Annotated in this window: 13 protein-coding genes; 6 read left to right on the forward strand and 7 right to left on the reverse strand. The window is 60.5% G+C overall.

The annotated features are described in order from the left end of the window. Positions 1-62: 62 nt before the first annotated feature. On the forward strand, positions 63-899 hold the full coding sequence (locus AC0V6T_RS15630; protein ID WP_486128383.1) for a mechanosensitive ion channel family protein: 837 nt from the start codon (positions 63-65) through the stop codon (positions 897-899). Here the strand turns inward: AC0V6T_RS15630 and AC0V6T_RS15635 are convergent. After that, positions 880-2,316 carry an MATE family efflux transporter gene (locus AC0V6T_RS15635; protein ID WP_486128385.1) on the reverse strand — a complete coding sequence of 479 codons (1,437 nt, stop codon included), beginning with the start codon at positions 2,314-2,316 and terminating at the stop codon, positions 880-882. The genes AC0V6T_RS15630 and AC0V6T_RS15635 overlap by 20 nt on opposite strands. A 183-nt stretch (positions 2,317-2,499) precedes the next feature. On the opposite strand from AC0V6T_RS15635, the gene AC0V6T_RS15640 reads away from it, so the two are divergent. Beyond that, the gene (locus AC0V6T_RS15640; RefSeq protein ID WP_486128387.1) at positions 2,500-4,071 is read left to right on the forward strand and encodes a hypothetical protein; all 1,572 of its coding nucleotides are present in this window, start codon (positions 2,500-2,502) and stop codon (positions 4,069-4,071) included. A gap of 82 nt (positions 4,072-4,153) precedes the next feature. Here AC0V6T_RS15640 and rplL read toward each other — a convergent pair whose 3' ends face one another. Both rplL and rplJ read right to left on the reverse strand, forming a co-directional pair. Next, positions 4,154-4,531, reverse strand: a complete 378-nt coding sequence (gene rplL / locus AC0V6T_RS15645; protein WP_007165475.1) for a 50S ribosomal protein L7/L12 — start codon at positions 4,529-4,531, stop codon at positions 4,154-4,156. Positions 4,532-4,603: 72 nt separating this feature from the next. Then, on the reverse strand, positions 4,604-5,119 hold the full coding sequence (gene rplJ / locus AC0V6T_RS15650; RefSeq protein WP_040464980.1) for a 50S ribosomal protein L10: 516 nt from the start codon (positions 5,117-5,119) through the stop codon (positions 4,604-4,606). 338 nt (positions 5,120-5,457) lie between these two features. On the opposite strand from rplJ, the gene AC0V6T_RS15655 reads away from it, so the two are divergent. Both AC0V6T_RS15655 and AC0V6T_RS15660 read left to right on the forward strand, forming a co-directional pair. Next, positions 5,458-6,294 (forward strand): AraC family transcriptional regulator, encoded by an 837-nt coding sequence (locus tag AC0V6T_RS15655; RefSeq protein WP_486128389.1) that lies wholly within the window; start codon positions 5,458-5,460, stop codon positions 6,292-6,294. A 63-nt stretch (positions 6,295-6,357) separates the two neighbouring features. Continuing rightward, positions 6,358-7,497: a 3-keto-alpha-glucoside-1,2-lyase-like domain-containing protein gene (locus AC0V6T_RS15660; RefSeq protein ID WP_486128391.1), complete on the forward strand. Its 1,140-nt coding sequence runs from the start codon at positions 6,358-6,360 to the stop codon at positions 7,495-7,497. 148 nt (positions 7,498-7,645) lie between these two features. Here AC0V6T_RS15660 and AC0V6T_RS15665 read toward each other — a convergent pair whose 3' ends face one another. From AC0V6T_RS15665 to AC0V6T_RS15680, 4 genes are read right to left on the reverse strand one after another with little or no spacing between them, the layout of a single operon-like run. After that, positions 7,646-8,317, reverse strand: a complete 672-nt coding sequence (locus tag AC0V6T_RS15665; RefSeq protein WP_486128393.1) for a hypothetical protein — start codon at positions 8,315-8,317, stop codon at positions 7,646-7,648. Further along, the gene (locus AC0V6T_RS15670; protein WP_486128395.1) at positions 8,314-8,544 is read right to left on the reverse strand and encodes a helix-turn-helix domain-containing protein; all 231 of its coding nucleotides are present in this window, start codon (positions 8,542-8,544) and stop codon (positions 8,314-8,316) included. Before AC0V6T_RS15670 ends, AC0V6T_RS15665 begins: the two co-directional genes overlap by 4 nt. Beyond that, positions 8,544-9,095 (reverse strand): DUF2975 domain-containing protein, encoded by a 552-nt coding sequence (locus AC0V6T_RS15675; protein WP_486128397.1) that lies wholly within the window; start codon positions 9,093-9,095, stop codon positions 8,544-8,546. Before AC0V6T_RS15675 ends, AC0V6T_RS15670 begins: the two co-directional genes overlap by 1 nt. Before the next feature lie 25 nt (positions 9,096-9,120). Further along, a complete protein-coding gene (locus AC0V6T_RS15680) occupies positions 9,121-9,261 on the reverse strand; it encodes a hypothetical protein (RefSeq protein ID WP_486128399.1) in 141 nt (46 codons plus the stop codon). 497 nt (positions 9,262-9,758) lie between these two features. On the opposite strand from AC0V6T_RS15680, the gene rpoB reads away from it, so the two are divergent. Together rpoB and rpoC are read left to right on the forward strand one after the other, a co-directional pair. Continuing rightward, entirely contained in the window at positions 9,759-13,961 is a 4,203-nt protein-coding gene (gene rpoB, locus AC0V6T_RS15685; RefSeq protein WP_486128401.1) for a DNA-directed RNA polymerase subunit beta, read from the forward strand. An 82-nt stretch (positions 13,962-14,043) separates the two neighbouring features. Beyond that, positions 14,044-18,315 (forward strand): DNA-directed RNA polymerase subunit beta', encoded by a 4,272-nt coding sequence (gene rpoC / locus AC0V6T_RS15690; protein ID WP_486128403.1) that lies wholly within the window; start codon positions 14,044-14,046, stop codon positions 18,313-18,315. Positions 18,316-18,382 lie beyond the last annotated feature (67 nt).

Below are 18,382 nucleotides of genomic sequence, written 5' to 3' on the forward strand. Positions count from 1 at the left end.
GCGTTCCTATTCAGCGCTGGAATAACCGCGCGCGGCACAAATCAACCGAGGCTTCTCACTTAATGACATTCGATGCAGACATTTCCGCACTGACTATCCCTGAACAGATCTTCGTCTGGCTGCGGCTCAACATGATGGACATTGTCGGCGCGATTGCGGTGCTGGTGATCGGCCTGTTGGTTGCAGGATTGATTTCGCGGTTTGTCTCGAACGCGCTGACCCGCTCCGACAAGCTCGATGCAAGCGTCGCGAGCCTTCTTGCAAGCCTCGTCAAATATGCGCTCTGGGTGCTGCTTGCCGTCACGGTGCTCACGCAATTCGGGGTCGAGACCACGAGTATCATTGCAGCGCTCGGTGGTATGGCGCTCGCCATCGGCTTGGCGCTTCAGGGCACGCTCAGCAATGTTGCCTCTGGTGTCATGATACTTATCCAGAAGCCGTTCCGAGTGGGTGAGGCCATCACCGTGGGATCAATCACCGGTGTGGTGCAGCAGATCGGCTTGTTCACCACCGAGCTCAAGCAGTTCGACGGCCTCTTCGTGATGATGCCCAACAACGAGCTCTGGAACAAACCGATCGTCAACTTCAACCGCCACCCCGTGCGTCGCTTCGAGCTGGTGGTCGGGATCGGCTATGGCGACAGCATGGAGCAGGCGCGCGAAACCCTGCGTGGCCTCGCCGAGGCGGATGAGCGGGTGCTGGACGAGCCCGCACCGCAGGCTTTCGTCAATTCGCTCGACGACAGTTCGGTCGGGATTGGTCTTCGCGTTTGGTGCAGCACGGCTGACTATGTCGGCCTGTCATGGGACCTGACCGAAGCGGTCAAGGCCAAATTCGACGAGGTTGGCCTGACCATCCCGTTCCCGCAACGCGAGGTGACTACGCGGGCAGCGGCGTAACCGCCTCGCCTTTTGTGCGCGTCGTCAGACCCAGTCGCTCGCGCCACATCCAGCGCCACAGCAGCAGCACGGCGGCAAAGGCGAGACCGGTGGCAAGCCCGATCCATACACCAACGCCTTCAAGCCCGGCTCCGAATCCTAGGCCAACAGCAGCGCCGATGCCCGGCACCCAGTAACTGAAGATCGCGATCCACATCGGGATGCGCGTGTCCTGCAATCCGCGCAGCGCGCCTGCTGCAACCGCCTGCACACCGTCGACCAACTGGAACGCGGCGGCAAAGACGAGGAATTGCAGTGCAAAGCCGACCACGGCTGTGTTCTTCGCTGCCTGCGGGTCGACATAGATCGACAAAAGCGCTTCGGGGAACAGCACCATCGCCGCCGCTGTCATCGACATGAAGGCGACGCTGAGCCCGAGCGCAGACCAGCCAGCGCGCGTGATGCCGACAGGGTCGCGCGCGCCGTAAAAATATCCGACGCGGATCGTCACTGCCTGGCCCACTCCAAACGGCACCTGAAAGGCGAGCGCGGCAAGCTGGATTGCGAGCGCGTGCCCTGCGACCTGCGCGGGACCGAACATGCCCATCAGGAAGGGCGCTGCGCCAAAAATACCTGCCTCTGCCATGACAGTGAATGCGATCGGCGTGCCGATGCTGATGATCTGGCGCATGCGCGTCCAGTCGGCGCGGTGCAGGCGATAGAAGATGCGATAACGGGCGAGCGCCGGATTGGTCACGATGGCGAGCACATAAGCACCCAGGACCACCAGCGCGGTGATGTTGGTCGCGATCGCTGCGCCCGCGAGGCCCAGCTCCGGCGCTCCGAAATTACCGAAGATGAAGGCGTAGTTCGCAATGCTGTTCACCACGATGCCGAGCGCGGTGATGAGCGTCGCAAAGATCGGCCGACCCAGCGCGGAAACGAAATTGCGCAGCACGCCTGCAAGCAGCATCGGGATCATCGAGAAGACGACGATGGAGTTGTACTCGTTGGCTAGCGGGATCAGTGCCTCGTCCTGACCGCTCAGAACCATTAGCGGGACTAGCAAGAGGCACACACCCATTCCGGCTGTGCCCGACATGACAGCCAGCCACAGTGCCATGCGCGTCGCGCGTCGGACGGGGCGGGGTGTGCGGGCGCGCGCGCCGATGGCCTCTGCGATCAGCGGCGCGACTGCTCCCGTCAGGGCGGTGAGCGCCCACAACACCATTCCGAAGAGTGAAACCGATAGCGTCGAGGCGGCAAGCGGATCTTCACCAAGCCGGGCAATGAAGATCACGTCCACCGCATAGGTCAGCATCTGCAGCAGATTGGCGAGCGCCAGCGGTGCTGCGAGCGCTATCGTGGCTCGAAGTTCCTGACCCCAGGTCAGTCGGGTCGCGCTGGGCGGACCAGAAGGCTTGGCAATACTCGTCATGTCATGTCCGCTCGCTGAGCCAGACCGTGACAAGCGAGCCGGACCGGATAGGGATTTGTGGGGGTCGGGGAAAGCGGAAACTTGTATCAGCGCGGGGCGCTGCGGGGGGCCGAAACAAGAAACTGCTTTAAAAGCATGGTGAAAATCTTCATAACGCTGCGCAAGATTCTAAGGGGGGAATCCGTGCCTGCACGTATTCAACATGAGGGGGCAGCGCCTGAACTGGCCTGCAATGCGCAAAGCGAGGGGGATGCACACCTCCTCCCTGCGCCGTTGACAGTGGCCGAACTAGCCGCGCGCGAAGCGAGCCTTCACACCAGCCAGCACCGCCGCGCGATGAACGCGCGCATGATGGCAGGCGCCGCTGCCGTGGCGGTCGCCGTTACCATTCCAGACATGTCACTGGGCGCAATGGGTACGCCGCTCATGCGCATCAGCATGGAGCGCGAAGTCGCCGAATTGCCAGCGACGCTCTGGTCGCCCTCTGCAGGAGCGACAACGCCAGTCTACGCGCCTGTGATCGCAGCCGAGGAAATCGCGCCCGATGCGGTGACAATGGGCAACCTCGTCACCTATCGCGAGATCGACCAGGTCATTCCGCTCGAATTTCTCGCCACCGGAGCGGATCGTTTCGAACTCGCCTTTGCCGATATCGAGATGCCGACAGTTGAATCGGTATCGCTTTCGGCTCGCGTTCGCCGGGACCAAATGACTGCACCGCGCCTCGCCGAAGCGGTTCGAGCGCCGTTGGCAGGGCTCGTCGAGGTCCAGCAAGTCACGGTGTCAAACGGTTTCCCCGGCGCAACAACGCCTGCTTTCGAAGGTGTTGGTGCGAGTGAAGCTCCGACTGCAGAATTCGGCGAAGTTTCTCAGCGCACCGTATCGCGCGGGTTCGTCGCAGCGCCCGCGCCCGAAGTGGCAACACTGGATGCATCCGGGCTGCCGCCTTCGGTGGTGTTGAGCTCGGCTTTCGCACCTATCGAGAAGCGCACGGTCTCACGCGGTTTTGTTGCAGCGCCTATTCCCGGTTTCAACGGGACAGAGGCACCCCGTGCTCCTCGCGCCGACCTAGTCGAGGTCCAGCAACTGACCGTCTCGCGCGGCTTCCAGGCCAGGCCGGCGCCGGGCCTTGCCCGCCGTGCCGAAGCGCTTGCTCCAGCAACGACCTCGGTCGGGCCGGTCACTCGCCAAAGTGTCTCTGCAGCGAATGAATTGATCGAGGCCGCGTTTGCCGGTGCGATCGACGTATCGAATGAAGCGCGCCGGTCGATCCCGACAGTTTCTGGCCATGAGCCGCAATTGCCCGCGCCGGTCGCGGCAGCCGAAACGCAGCTGGTCCCAATCCCCGCACCCGAGGCTGGCGTCAGCGCAAGCGCGGCTGCACAAGCAGAATTGGTCCAGAAGACCAAGCTTGATGCTCGCCTGAACGGCGTGTTGACCGGTTCGGTCGATTTCCGCCAGCTCGATGGCACAATTGCGATCCGGCTTGGGTCAGTGGTGGACATTCTGCACGAGCGCTTCAGCCCTGGTGAGATCGAGCATCTTCGCGCTGGCGATTCGATCGACACCTTCGTCACTCTTGCCGAGTTGCAGGCAGCGGGTATCCCGATCAGCTACAATCCGGCCTATGACGAGGTCGAATTCGGCGTCGATTATCAGGATGCCCCATACGCCGGGAAAGTGCAGATCGACCAGATTGGCGCTCCGACCGTCGGAACACAGCGAGCCGGGATCGACCAGATCATCCCACGCTAGCCCGAGGCACTCGGCGCAAAAAGAAGGGGCGGCGCCATCGCTGGCACCGCCCCTCTTTTTTGAGCAGTAGCTCGAAAGAAGCTTACTTGAGCTCGACGGTACCGCCGGCTGCTTCGATCTTGCCCTTGATCTCTTCGGCTTCCGCCTTGTTGACGCCTTCCTTGAGCGGCTTGGGCGCGCCTTCGACGAGACCCTTGGCTTCGGTGAGGCCGAGACCGGTAATGGCACGGACTTCCTTGATGACCTGGATCTTCTTGCCGCCGTCGCCGGTGAGAATGACGTCGAATTCGTCCTTCTCTTCAGCCGGTGCACCAGCGTCGCCACCGCCGGCCGGGCCAGCAACAGCAACTGCCGCAGCAGCGCTAACGCCCCACTCTTCTTCAAGAGCGGTTGCAAGTTCAGCCGCCTCGAGGACGGTCAGCTTCGAAAGTTCTTCAACAAGCTTGGCAATATCAGCCATGATGTTCACTCCAATATGTGGCGGGGCTTTTCAAATGCCCCATGATGTTTCGTCTCTTGCGAGAAAAGTCTCTTAAGCAGCGTCCTTGGCGCCATAGGCACCGAAAACACGGGCGAGCTTCGATGCGGGCGCGTTGACGACCTGGGCAATCTTTGTTGCCGGGGCGTTTACGAGACCAACGAGCTTGCCGCGCAGTTCGTCGAGCGACGGCATCGAGGCGAGTGCCCGGACCCCAGCTTCGTCGAGAACCTGCGTGCCCATCGAACCGCCGACGATTTCCAGCTTGTCGTTCGACTTTGCGAAATCGACAGCAGCCTTGGCGGCTGCGACGGGGTCTTCAGACCACGCCAGCGCGGTCGGGCCGGTGAGAAACTCATCGATCCCGACGTAGTCGGTGTCCTTCAGGGCGAGCTTGGCGAGACGGTTCTTCGCAACCTTGTAGGAAGCACCAGCTTCGCGCATCTTGCCGCGCAGTTCGGTGGACTGATCCACCGTCATGCCGAGGTTGCGGGTGACAACCACCACGCCGACCTCGTTGAAGACCGCATTGAGCTGGGCAACCGCGTCGGCTTTTTGCGAACGATCCATGCCATACTCCTTCATTATGGCCGCTTGAGCGTTGCCCGCGCGACCGGCTCATGTCTAACGGTGCCGTTCATCGACACCGATAAGTCCAGCGATGGGGAAGGAGGGTGAGCTGATATGCTCGGTTGCGGCCACGTAGGTCCGCGAAATCTCTTTTCCCCGTCTAGGCTGCAAATTAAGAACGGACCAATTCCCGCTCAGCAACTGTCTTGGACGGATGACCGATTGCTCGGTCGGGCGGGCAAATACCCTCACTCATGTGAAAGTCAAGTCAAATGCCTCTGGTCGAGCCGCGCACGTCGCTGACCGAGAGGTGCTTTCAATAGCCATGCGCAGGGTAGATGCACCCACTCATGAGCTTTGAGGAGCGCATCAGAAACACCCCGGTTCAGTCGAGCGGGTTCTATCGCGCGTGGCAGGTCGGCGGCAGCGCGGCGGCCGCGATCGACCTCGCGTGGCATAGCAGGAGCGATTATGGGCGCCCCGAAGCGCATCGCCTGCTTCCCTTTACGGAACCATCGCTCGCCCTGCGCAGACACTTTTCAAAGGCAGGTGAGACGCTCGATTGGGACTTCGTTATATTGAGAGCGCAGCCCGATGGCGGTGCATATGTGCCGCCGGAAGGTGAGGAACTCTATGCGCTTCGCCTCGCGCCTGAGCTCATGGAGGTCGCGATTGACCTTAAGGCGACTGACCACAAACGAGAGGACTGCGCGCCCCCGGGATTTCTCATGCGCCGATTGGAGGGGGCGGCTCGGCTGGCTGACTGCGGTCAATTCGGAGCAGCCTGGACTGCGATGTACCGGATCGTGTCGCAAGAGGCAGAGGGACTACACGTCGACCGGGTGTCCCAAGCGGTCCACATTGCCCGTCACAGCAAGGGTGCGATCGGGCCAGGCTCGATCGCTGAGAAAGCAGGTTTAAGCGCGCGCCACATGCGGCGTAGCTTTATGGAACGCCTCGGCCTCACGCCCCGCGCGATCCAGCGCAGAGCGCGGCTTACTGCGACGATGCTGGAAGCGGAACAATTCGCACGCCCTTCGTGGGCAGCGCTCGCTGCTGGTCAAGGCTTCTCGGATCAGGCGCACATGATCCGCGAGTTTCGCAGCCTCACCGGGATTACGCCTGGTCAATGGCATACGATGCGCCGGGACGTGGCCGTTTCTTTCAATACGTGATGCATCATCTGTGATGTCTTCCCGCATGCCGGTCACCGGGATCGGCCCTTTGCGGAGGATTGAATGCGAAGACTGTTTGTAAAGCTTGTGGGCGCCATCTGCGCGCTTGCCCTGACGGTGCCTGGCACGGCGCAGGAAAGCCCGGATGTATTTGCCGGATACACGGTGAGGCCCCTGGCCAACCCGGATGGCGTTAGCGTGCAGGATGAGGGCGGTGTTCAGACGCTCACCGTCGCGCGCGCTTCTGTAATGCTTGATGGCGCTCAGATAGCCGACGGAGTCATCGAGTTCGACTTTGCCTTCGAAAACAAGCGCGGCTTCGGAGGCTTAGTCTGGCATTCGTCAGCAGACGGCGAAAACAGCGAATACATGTATTTCCGACAGCATAAATCGGGGCTGCCCGACGCGGTCCAATATACGCCTGTGCGCTCCGGCCTCTCGGGCTGGCAGATCTACAACGATCGGAACGCAATGGCACCGTTCGCCTACACGTATGATGGCTGGAACCATGTGAAGATCGTGATTGCAGGTGACCGCGCCGATGTTTTTTTGAATGGCAGCAAGACGCCGCAGCTGCACGTGCCCGACCTTGCCAGCGACCGCGGTTCGGGCGGCACCGGTTTCCGTGCTTCTGGGCCAAATGGCCGGATGACCGTTGCAAACCTCACCGTGCGCCCACTCGCGTCGGGCGAAGGCATCGTCGGCTCGCCCGCAGAGGTCGCTGAGCCACCTGCGGGAGTGATCGGGCAGTGGACTGTTTCGGCTCCCTTCGAGGAAAGCCTAGTCACAGATGCGCTGACCCTGCCGCAAAGCCTGCCACCGGCGAGCACGGGCGAGGCGGTCGTTGCGGTCGAGCCATCGGGTATCGCCGATCTGGCGCGTGTCACTCGTCTCGAGGAAGGTGCGGACACCGTCCTGGTTTCAACCCGCATCAACTCCGATGAGGCGAGATCGGTGCGGCTGCGCTTCGGCTATTCCGACCGCGTGCGCCTGTTTCTGAACGGCGATTTGATCTTCGACGGCGTTGCCGGCTTCCGCGCGCGCGACTTCTTCTTTCTCGGCAATGCCGGCTTCAACGATGCGGTCGTGCTCAATTTGCGCGAGGGAGAGAATGTGCTCACCGCCGCCGTTTCCGAGACCTTCGGGGGATGGGCGATGGCAGGCGCGATCGAGGACCGTGCAGGGTTGCGGATTAGCCCCTGAGGCCCTGCGCGCAAGAAAGAAGGGCCGCCACTGGACAATGGCGGCCCTTCGATTCTCAGCGAAATACCTGGTCCCGCGTCCTTGCTCCAGCAGACCACCCGGCTGGCAGTCGACGCGCCGATCTTTTCTTCGTGTCCGGCAACATAGCTCAGATCGCATCCGGAGTCTCGCGCAAGAGCATCAATCCGAGCCATGAAAACCAAAGGATCTGACCAAGCCCGAACACATCTACCAGCGGCATAAGCGGCGGGAATACGGTGAGCACTCCGCAAAGGCCGACCGTATAACCCAACCAAGCTAACGGAACTGGAATCAACCGCTGACTTCTGGCGATTGCACTCACGAGTCCCATCCATAGGCCACCGACCATTTCGATCCCGCCACCCAGAGCATTCTGGAGGATCGAAAGTGATGCCCAGCTCGAAATCGCGACGGCCTGATCCTCGGCAGCCATACCGATAACCGCCTCCATCGCGATCAATCCGACAAAGCCGCTCGCCGTGAGCAGTGCGACCCAGACGATCCCGAAGATCGTGCTTACCATTGCAACAGATTGGACGCCTTCGCTGCCTTGCCCCGCCTTCCGGTGAAGGGCGGCCACCAAAATCGCCAATGCGCAGGCAGCGACTGGATAGAGGATGACAAGGGCGACAGTCAGAATGCCGTGCTGGTCGCTGATGAAGGCAAGGTCACCTGCCGGTCCATCGTACCCCGTACGGTCAATCACTCCCAAGAATAGCCCGAAGCCGAATATGTAGGAGGCGGCGAGGAACAAAGCAGCCCCGCCGCCCCATTTGTCTAGAGAATACGACAGCTTCACTTTACTGCCTCGTAACTGAGCAAGTCGCCCGGCTGACACTCCAGCTCCCTGCAGATCGCGGCGAGGGTGGAAAAGCGGATCGCCTTCGCCTTGCCGGTTTTGAGGATCGAGAGGTTGGCGAGGGTCAGGCCAACCCGGTCCGCCAATTCGGTGAGCGTCATGCGGCGTTCGTGCAGCAGGTCGTCGAGTTTGACCATGATGGTTGCTCCTTCGTCGTCGGCTGGCATCACACAGTCCCTTCGAGATCTTCGCGCATCGCTGCGCCATGTTTGAACACGCGGGCGAGGATGAAGAGCACGATCACCATCAGGATGCCTGTCAGGTCCAGGCCGACATCAATGGTGAATTCTGCGTGCTCCATCTCGTCAGCCCATTTCGCGAGCATCAGGCCAAATCCTGCGGCGGGGATGAGAAGAAACTGAATGCCAAGCATGAGCCACGCCATGATGTTCAATCGCTCGGCATTCTCCGGCACGAAGGGGTCGCCTTCACCCACGCTCGAGATGATCGCGCGCAGTTTCCCAAAGAAGAAAAATGCGAGGAACATCGCGAAGAGGACGGTCACGATGAAAGCCAACATTGCGAAGGTGGGAAATGGTCCGATCGCAGTCGTTCCCTGCTCCGCGATTTCTGCGCTGATCTCGTCGCCGAAGAAGAGGAAGAGAGGAATTGCTATCGTCAGTGCCAATCCCCCGATAGCGAGACCAATCTGACCGATCACGGTGAGGACCTTGCCTGCCAGCAGCAGGAGGTCATTGGGTCGTTCGTATTTTGTCATGGTGTCTGCCCCTTTCTGTTCGCGCTCAGGCAAGCTCGGCCGAAACCAGCGACCCGTGTGCGGTGCTTGCCGATGCGGGCGGTACGGTAATGATGGCGCCGACCGAGGTGATCGTGAGGATCACAGCGGCGAAGACGGCGAGCGATTGATTAATGAAGCGGGTCATATCGTTCTCCTTTAAGGTGCATATCGAATTTCAATAATCTCTATCTAGGCGACCTGCGATTTATCGTCAATCAATAAATATTGAAAAACGATAAGTCCCTCTATGAAAAACAATAAATTTGACCATATCGGTATTCGATAAGCGACTGTGGCGGCGTTTGAGGGTGCGAGATGGATTTGATCGCTGCCGAGTTGAATCGCGTCACGGCGCTGCCGCGCGCGGCGTTGACAAATCCAACATGGCTCCTAGATAGCCCTCACACGTCAGCTTCGAGCCGGACCGATTCATGCGCGGGGATTGGGCCAAGAATGGAAGCGGCGCTAGCCATATTCGCGACGATACAAGCTGCAACCGAAGCGGCCCGATAGGGTGCGTTCCGGCGTGCGGCTTCTTTGCGTCGGATATGGCGGGAACGCTCTCGCGTGACGAAACGTTTTCATTTTTGCGTGCGGGAGCCTCTCTCTCGTGCGCGCAGGCAAAAGAGGCATATCTCCTCCATGGCAACCAAGGCGAAGACCCCGAGCAAGGGGAAGGTCCGCAGCCGCAAGGCGCAGGGTACCGCTAAGAAGCGTATCCGCAAGATTTTCGGCGACATTCACGAAGTCGTCCAGATGCCAAACCTGATCGAGGTCCAGCGCGAGAGCTACGAACAGTTCCTGCGTTCGGACAAGGAAACGGGCTATGTTTCGGGTCTCGAAAAGACCCTGCGCAGCGTCTTCCCGATCCGCGACTTCGCCGGCACGGCCGAGCTCGACTTCGTTCACTACGAACTCGAAGAGCCGAAATACGACACGACCGAATGCCGCCAGCGCGGCATCACTTACGCAGCCCCGATGAAGGTGACGCTGCGCCTGATCGTGTTCGAAGTCGACCAGGAAACCGAAACCCGCTCCGTCCTCGATATCAAGGAGCAGGACGTTTACATGGGCGACATGCCGCTCATGACCGAGAACGGCACCTTCATCATCAACGGCACCGAGCGTGTGATCGTCTCGCAGATGCACCGTTCGCCGGGCGTTCTGTTCGACCATGATCGCGGCAAGACGCACTCGTCGGGCAAGCTTCTGTTTGCTGCACGCGTCATTCCGTATCGTGGTTCGTGGCTCGATTTTGAGTATGACGCGAAAGACATCGTCAACGTCCGCATCGACCGCAAGCGCAAGCTGCCGGTCACCGCGCTGCTGTATGCACTTGGCCTCGATAGCGAAGGCATCCTGCATCACTTCTACGACACCGTGACGTGGGAGCGTGCGAAGGACGGGTGGAAGATTCCGTTCGTCGCCGAAAACTGGCGCGGCCAGAAGCCGACCTTCCCGCTGGTTGATGCATCGACCGGCGAAGAGATCTTCGCCGCTAACCAGAAGATCAGCCCGCGCGCTGCCAACAAGGCGGCCAAGGACGGTCTCACCGAACTGCTTCTTCCTACCGAGGAAGTAGTCAGCCGCTACGCTGCCAACGACATGATCGATGAGACCACCGGTCGCATCTACATCGAAGCGGGTGACGAGATCACGCTCGAGCATGTCGAAACCTTCGACAATGCCGGCATCGACAGCCTCGAGCTGCTCGACATCGACGAGATCAACACCGGTCCGTGGATCCGCAACACGCTCAAGGTCGACAAGGCCGAGAACCGTGATGAGGGCCTTGAGGCGATCTACAAGGTGATGCGCCCGGGCGAGCCGCCGACCAAGGAAACCGCAGAAGCTCTGTTCGAAGGCCTGTTCTTCGACGGCGAGCGTTATGACCTGTCGGCTGTTGGCCGCGTGAAGCTCAACATGCGTCTTGGCCTCGATGCCGAAGACACCGTGACCACCTTGCGCAAGGAAGACATCCTTGCCGTAGTCAAGGAACTGGTCGGCCTCAAGGACGGCAAGGGCGAAGTCGACGACATCGACAACCTCGGCAACCGCCGTGTTCGCTCGGTTGGTGAGCTGCTCGAAAACCAGTACCGCGTTGGCCTCCTTCGCATGGAGCGTGCGGTCAAGGAGCGCATGAGCAGCGTCGATGTTTCGACCGTCATGCCGAACGACCTCATCAACGCGAAGCCGGCTGTTGCCGCGGTCCGCGAATTCTTCGGCTCCTCGCAGCTGTCGCAGTTCATGGACCAGACCAACCCGCTGTCGGAAGTCACCCACAAGCGCCGCGTCTCGGCGCTTGGCCCGGGTGGCCTTACGCGTGAGCGCGCTGGCTTCGAAGTCCGCGACGTTCACCCGACGCACTATGGTCGTATCTGCCCGATTGAAACGCCTGAAGGCCCGAACATCGGTCTGATCAACTCGCTGGCCTCGTTCAGCCGGGTCAACAAGTACGGCTTCATCGAAACGCCTTACCGCAAGGTCGAGGACAACAAGGTCACGGGCGACGTGATCTATCTCTCGGCTATGGAAGAGCAGAAGCACACCGTTGCGCAGGCATCGGCTGAGCTCAACGATGATGGCTCCTTCGTCGAAGACCTGATCTCGGCACGCCAATCGGGCGACAACCTGATGGCGCCGAACGATCAGATCACGCTGATGGACGTTAGCCCCAAGCAGCTCGTCTCGGTCGCCGCTTCGCTCATCCCGTTCCTCGAGAACGATGACGCGAACCGCGCACTGATGGGCTCGAACATGCAGCGCCAGGCGGTGCCGCTTGTGAAGGCCGAGGCGCCGTGGGTCGGAACCGGCATGGAAGAAACCGTGGCGCGCGATTCGGGCGCTGCGATCGCAGCCAAGCGCGGCGGTATCGTCGACCAGGTCGATGCGACCCGTATCGTGATCCGCGCGCAGGGCGATGTCGAACCCGGTCAGTCGGGCGTTGATATCTACACGCTGCAGAAGTTCCAGCGTTCGAACCAGAACACCTGCATCAACCAGCGTCCGCTGGTGAAGGTGGGCGAAGTGATCGAACCGGGCGACATCATCGCTGACGGTCCTTCGACCGACCTTGGTGAGCTGGCGCTTGGCAAGAACAGCCTCGTCGCGTTCATGCCGTGGAACGGTTACAACTACGAGGACTCGATCCTCATCTCCGAGCGTATCGTGAAGGACGACGTCTTCACCTCGATCCACATCGAGGAATTCGAAGTCATGGCTCGCGATACGAAGCTTGGCCCGGAAGACATCACCCGCGACATCCCGAATGTCGGCGAGGAAGCCCTGCGCAACCTCGACGAAGCGGGCATCGTCTACATCGGTGCCGAAGTGCACCCCGGTGACATCCTCGTCGGCAAGATCACGCCGAAGGGTGAAAGCCCGATGACGCCGGAAGAGAAGCTTCTGCGCGCCATCTTCGGTGAGAAGGCTTCGGATGTTCGCGACACCTCGCTGCGTCTGCCGCCGGGTGTTGCCGGTACGATCGTCGAAGTTCGCGTGTTCAACCGCCACGGTATCGAGATCGATGACCGTACGCGCGCGATCCAGAACGAAGAGATCGAACGTCTTCGCAAGGACGCGGCTGACGAACGCAACATCCTCAATCGTGCGACCTACAACCGGCTGAGGGACATGCTGCTTGGCCAGACCGCTTCGGCGGCGCCCAAGGGTGTGAAGAAGGGCATCGAGATCAGCGAGCAGGTGCTCCAAGATGTCGAGCGTCACGAATGGTTCAAGTTCGCGGTTGCCGACGATGGTCGCCAGGCGCAGCTCGAAGCGATCAAGTCGCAGTATGACGACAGCGCAGCGATGATCGATGCCAAGTTCGAGGACCGTAAGGAAAAGCTCGAGCGTGGTGACGAACTGGCTCCGGGCGTACTCAAGATGGTCAAGGTCTTCGTCGCGGTGAAGCGCAAGCTGCAGCCGGGCGACAAGATGGCTGGCCGTCACGGTAACAAGGGTGTGATTTCGCGCATCCTGCCGATCGAGGACATGCCGTTCCTCGAAGACGGTACGCCGGTCGACCTCGTGCTCAACCCGCTGGGTGTGCCTTCGCGCATGAACGTCGGGCAGATCTTCGAAACCCACCTTGGTTTTGCGGCTCGTGGCCTGGGCATGGACATCGCCGACAAGCTTGAGGAATGGCACGCTGCCAACCCGAATGCCAAGGAAGACTACGCCAGCGCGAAGCCTCCCGAGGCGGTCGTGGAGCGTCTCAAGGACGTTTATGGCGAGCAGTATTTCGAAGACCTCGAAAGTCGTTCGACCGCTGGCATCGTTGAGCTTGCGCAAAACCTCAGCGCCGGTGTCCCCATGGGCACGCCGGTCTTTGATGGCGCACGCGAAGCGGATGTGACCGATTACCTGGTCAAGGCCGGCGTGGACGGTTCGGGCCAGTCGACCCTGTTCGACGGTCGCACCGGCGAAGCGTTCGACCGCAAGGTCACCGTGGGCATCATCTACATGCTCAAGCTTCACCACCTCGTCGACGACAAGATCCACGCTCGCTCGATCGGTCCGTACTCGCTCGTCACCCAGCAGCCGCTGGGCGGTAAGGCGCAGTTCGGCGGACAGCGCTTCGGTGAGATGGAGGTCTGGGCACTGCAGGCATATGGCGCCGCCTACACCTTGCAGGAAATGCTCACCGTCAAGTCGGACGACGTCGTTGGTCGTACCAAGGTCTACGAGGCGATCGTCAAGGGCGACGACACCTTCGAGGCCGGCATTCCGGAGAGCTTCAACGTTCTCGTGAAGGAAATGCGCTCGCTGGGCATGAACGTCGAACTCAAGTCCCTTTCCGATGGGGAAGAGGACGAGGACGAATGGCCGGAGGCAGCGGAATAAGAGGGACGGGGCCCCTTCAAGTCTGAGGGCCCCTCCCACCTTCCGCCACCCAAGAGATTTCACCCCCCGAGGGAACTAAGTCATGAATGAACTGACCAAATTCACCAACCAGCTGGCTAAGCCGGAAACCTTCGACCAGATCCAGATCGGCATCGCTTCGCCTGAGCGTATCCGTTCGTGGTCATTCGGCGAGATCAAGAAGCCGGAAACCATCAACTATCGTACGTTCAAGCCCGAGCGTGACGGCCTGTTCTGCGCCCGCATCTTCGGTCCGGTTAAGGACTACGAATGCCTGTGCGGCAAGTACAAGCGTATGAAGTACAAGGGCGTCGTCTGCGAAAAGTGCGGCGTCGAAGTCACTGTCACCAAGGTGCGCCGTGAGCGCATGGGCCACATCGAGCTCGCCGCTCCGGTTGCTCACATCTGGTATCTGAAGTCGCTGCCTTCGCGCATCGGCCTGCTGCTCGATATCCAGCTCAAGCAGCTTGAGCGTATCCTTTACTTCGAGAGCTACGTTGTGATCGAGCCGGGTCTCACCCCGCTTGAGAAATTTCAGCTCCTGACCGAAGACGAACTGCTCGAAGCGCAGGACGAGTATGGCGAAGACGCCTTCTCCGCCGATATCGGCGCAGAAGCGGTCAAGGTCATGCTGATGGATCTCGATCTCGAACAGGAGCGTGAAGACCTCCTCGAAGAGCTCGCGACCACCAAGTCGGCTCTTAAGCCCAAGAAGATCATCAAGCGTCTGAAGGTCGTCGAAAGCTTCATCGATTCGGGCAACCGTCCCGAATGGATGATCCTTGAAGTGATCCCTGTAATCCCGCCTGAGCTTCGCCCGCTGGTGCCGCTCGATGGCGGTCGCTTCGCGACGTCGGATCTCAACGATCTCTATCGCCGCGTGATCAACCGTAACAACCGTTTGAAGCGTCTGATCGAACTGCGCGCGCCGGACATCATCGTCCGCAACGAAAAGCGCATGCTTCAGGAAGCTGTTGACGCGCTGTTCGACAATGGCCGCCGTGGCCGCGTCATCACGGGTGCCAACAAGCGTCCGCTGAAGTCGCTGTCCGACATGCTCAAGGGCAAGCAGGGCCGCTTCCGTCAGAACCTGCTCGGTAAGCGCGTCGACTATTCGGGCCGTTCGGTCATCGTGACCGGTCCGGAACTCAAGCTGCACCAGTGCGGCCTGCCCAAGAAGATGGCGCTCGAGCTGTTCAAGCCGTTCATTTACGCCCGCCTCGATGCCAAGGGGCTCTCGATGACCCTCAAGCAGGCGAAGAAGTGGGTCGAGAAGGAGCGCAAGGAGGTCTGGGACATCCTCGACGAAGTGATCCGTGAGCACCCGGTTCTCCTGAACCGCGCGCCGACGCTTCACCGTCTTGGCATTCAGGCATTCGAGCCGGTGCTGATCGAAGGTAAGGCGATCCAGCTTCACCCGCTGGTCTGCTCGGCCTTCAACGCCGACTTCGATGGCGACCAGATGGCTGTGCACGTTCCGCTCAGCCTCGAAGCCCAGCTCGAAGCGCGCGTGTTGATGATGTCGACCAACAACATCCTCTCGCCCGCCAACGGCAAGCCGATCATCGTGCCTTCGCAGGACATGGTTCTGGGTCTGTATTACCTCTCGATGGAACGTCAGGAAAAGACGCCTGAATACCTCGAGAACGAAGATGGCTCGAAGGTCGAGAAGCTGCCGCGCTTTGCCGACATGGCCGAAGTGCACCATGCGCTCGAAACCAAGGCTGTCACGCTGCACACGAAAATCCTCGCCCGCGTTCCGCAGGCCGATGAGGATGGCAACATCGTGATGAAGCGCTTCGAGACGACGCCGGGCCGTATGCTTATCGGCGAGTGCCTGCCCAAGAACCACAAGGTGCCCTACGACATCATCAACCGCCTTCTCACCAAGAAGGACATCGGTGACGTGATCGACGAGGTGTATCGTCACACCGGTCAGAAGGACACGGTGCTGTTTGCCGACGCCATCATGGTGCTGGGCTTCCGCAACGCGTTCAAGGCCGGTATCTCCTTCGGTAAGGATGACATGATCATTCCTGACGCGAAGGATCCGCTGGTTGACGAAACCAAGAGCCTCGTTGCTGACTATGAGCAGCAGTATCAGGACGGTCTCATCACCCAGCAGGAAAAGTACAACAAGGTGATCGACGCCTGGAGCCGTTGCGGCGACCAGGTGGCCGACGCGATGATGGAAGAGATCAAGGCGCAGCCGATCGACGACGATGGCAAGCAGGCGCAGATCAACTCGATCTACATGATGAGCCACTCGGGTGCGCGTGGTTCGCCAGCGCAGATGAAGCAGCTCGCCGGTATGCGCGGCCTCATGGCCAAGCCGTCGGGTGAGATCATCGAGACCCCGATCATCTCGAACTTCAAGGAAGGTCTGACCGTTCTTGAATACTTCAACTCGACCCACGGCGCTCGTAAGGGGCTCGCGGATACCGCACTCAAGACGGCAAACTCGGGTTACCTGACCCGCCGTCTGGTCGACGTGTCGCAGGACTGCGTCATCGTCGAAGATGACTGCAAGACCGAGAACGCGCTTGAAATGCGTGCGATCGTCCAGGGCGGTAGCGTCATCGCTTCGCTTGGCGAGCGTATCCTTGGTCGTACGGTTGCCGAAGACATCGTCAACGCAGCCACCGACGAAGTGATCGTCAAGGCCGGTACGCTGGTCGACGAACCGATGGTCAAGCTGATCGAGGAAGCCGAAGTTCAGTCCGCAAAGATCCGTTCGCCGCTCGTCTGCGAGAGCGATCAGGGCGTTTGCGCGACCTGCTACGGCCGTGACCTTGCTCGCGGTACTCCGGTGAATATCGGTGAAGCTGTCGGCGTTATCGCTGCGCAGTCGATCGGCGAGCCGGGCACGCAGCTGACCATGCGTACCTTCCACATCGGTGGTGCAGCGCAGCTCAACGAAACCTCCCACCTTGAGTCGATTTCGGACGGCAAGGTCGAACTTCGCGACATGCCGACCATCACTGACAAGAAGGGCCGCATCCTTTCGCTCGCACGCAACGGTGAGATCGCAGTGATCGACGCCGAGGGCCGTGAGCGTGAAATGCACAAGGTGCCGTACGGTACCGTGCTGCACTTCAAGAACGGTGCGAAGGTCAAGGAAGGCGATCGTCTGGCTGAATGGGATCCGTTCACCCTGCCTATCATCACCGAGCAATCGGGTGTGGTCCGGTATCAGGATCTTGTCGAGGGTACGACGCTCGAAGAGCAGACCGACGATGCGACCGGTATCGCGCAGCGTGTCGTTACGGAAAACCGTGCGACGGGCCGCAAGAAGAAGGAAGAGCTTCGTCCGCGCCTGATGCTTCAGGGTGAAGGCCAGAGCGAGGACGACACCGAAGCGCAGCGTTACATGCTGGCTCCGGGTACCACGCTTTCGGTCGAAGACGGTCAGCAGGTCGAGGCCGGTGACATCCTTGCGCGTGCATCGCGTGAAGCTGCCAAGACCCGCGACATCACCGGTGGTCTGCCGCGTGTGGCTGAACTGTTCGAGGCACGTTTGCCGAAGGACATGTCGGTCATCGCCAAGATTTCGGGCAAGATCGAATTCGTCCGCGAATACAAGGCGAAGCGCAAGATTGCGATCATTCCCGAGGAAGGTGATGCAGTCGAGTACCTGATCCCCAAGACCAAGGTGATCGACGTGCAGGAAGGCGACTTCGTGAAGAAGGGTGACACCCTGATTTCCGGCTCGCCCAACCCGCACGATATCCTCGAAGTGATGGGCGTCGAGGCGCTGGCCGAGTATCTCGTCAACGAGATCCAGGAAGTCTACCGACTGCAGGGCGTGAAGATCAACGACAAGCACATCGAGGTGATCGTTCGCCAGATGCTGCAGAAGGTCGAGATCACCAATGGTGGCGACACCACGCTTCTGCCTGGCGAACAGGTCGATCTTGCTGAGATGCTCGAGACCAACGCAAAGCTCGGCAAGGGCAAGCAGCCGGCTGAAGGCACGCCGATCCTGCTGGGCATCACCAAGGCGTCGCTGCAAACCCGCAGCTTCATCTCGGCTGCCTCGTTCCAGGAAACGACGCGCGTTCTTACCCAGGCTTCGGTCGAAGGTAAGAAGGACACGCTGATCGGTCTGAAGGAAAACGTGATCGTGGGCCGTCTCATCCCAGCCGGTACCGGCGCGGGCATGAACCGGATGCGCGTCACCGCCTCCAGCCGCGACGCTGCGCTCAAAGCCCAGTGGAAGAAGCAGCAGGAAGCGCTTGCCGCAGAGAATGCGTCCGAGCCTGAGCCTGAAGCCGACGCGGTTCCTTCCGAGGAAGCCATGAAGGCAGCCATGGGCGGCGGAGACGCCGCCGAATAAGAGCTCAGCTTCAAACCTGACACAAAGACCCCGCTGGGAGCGCACGCTTCCGGCGGGGTTTTTTGTG

Source organism: Erythrobacter sp. S158 (assembly GCF_057364915.1).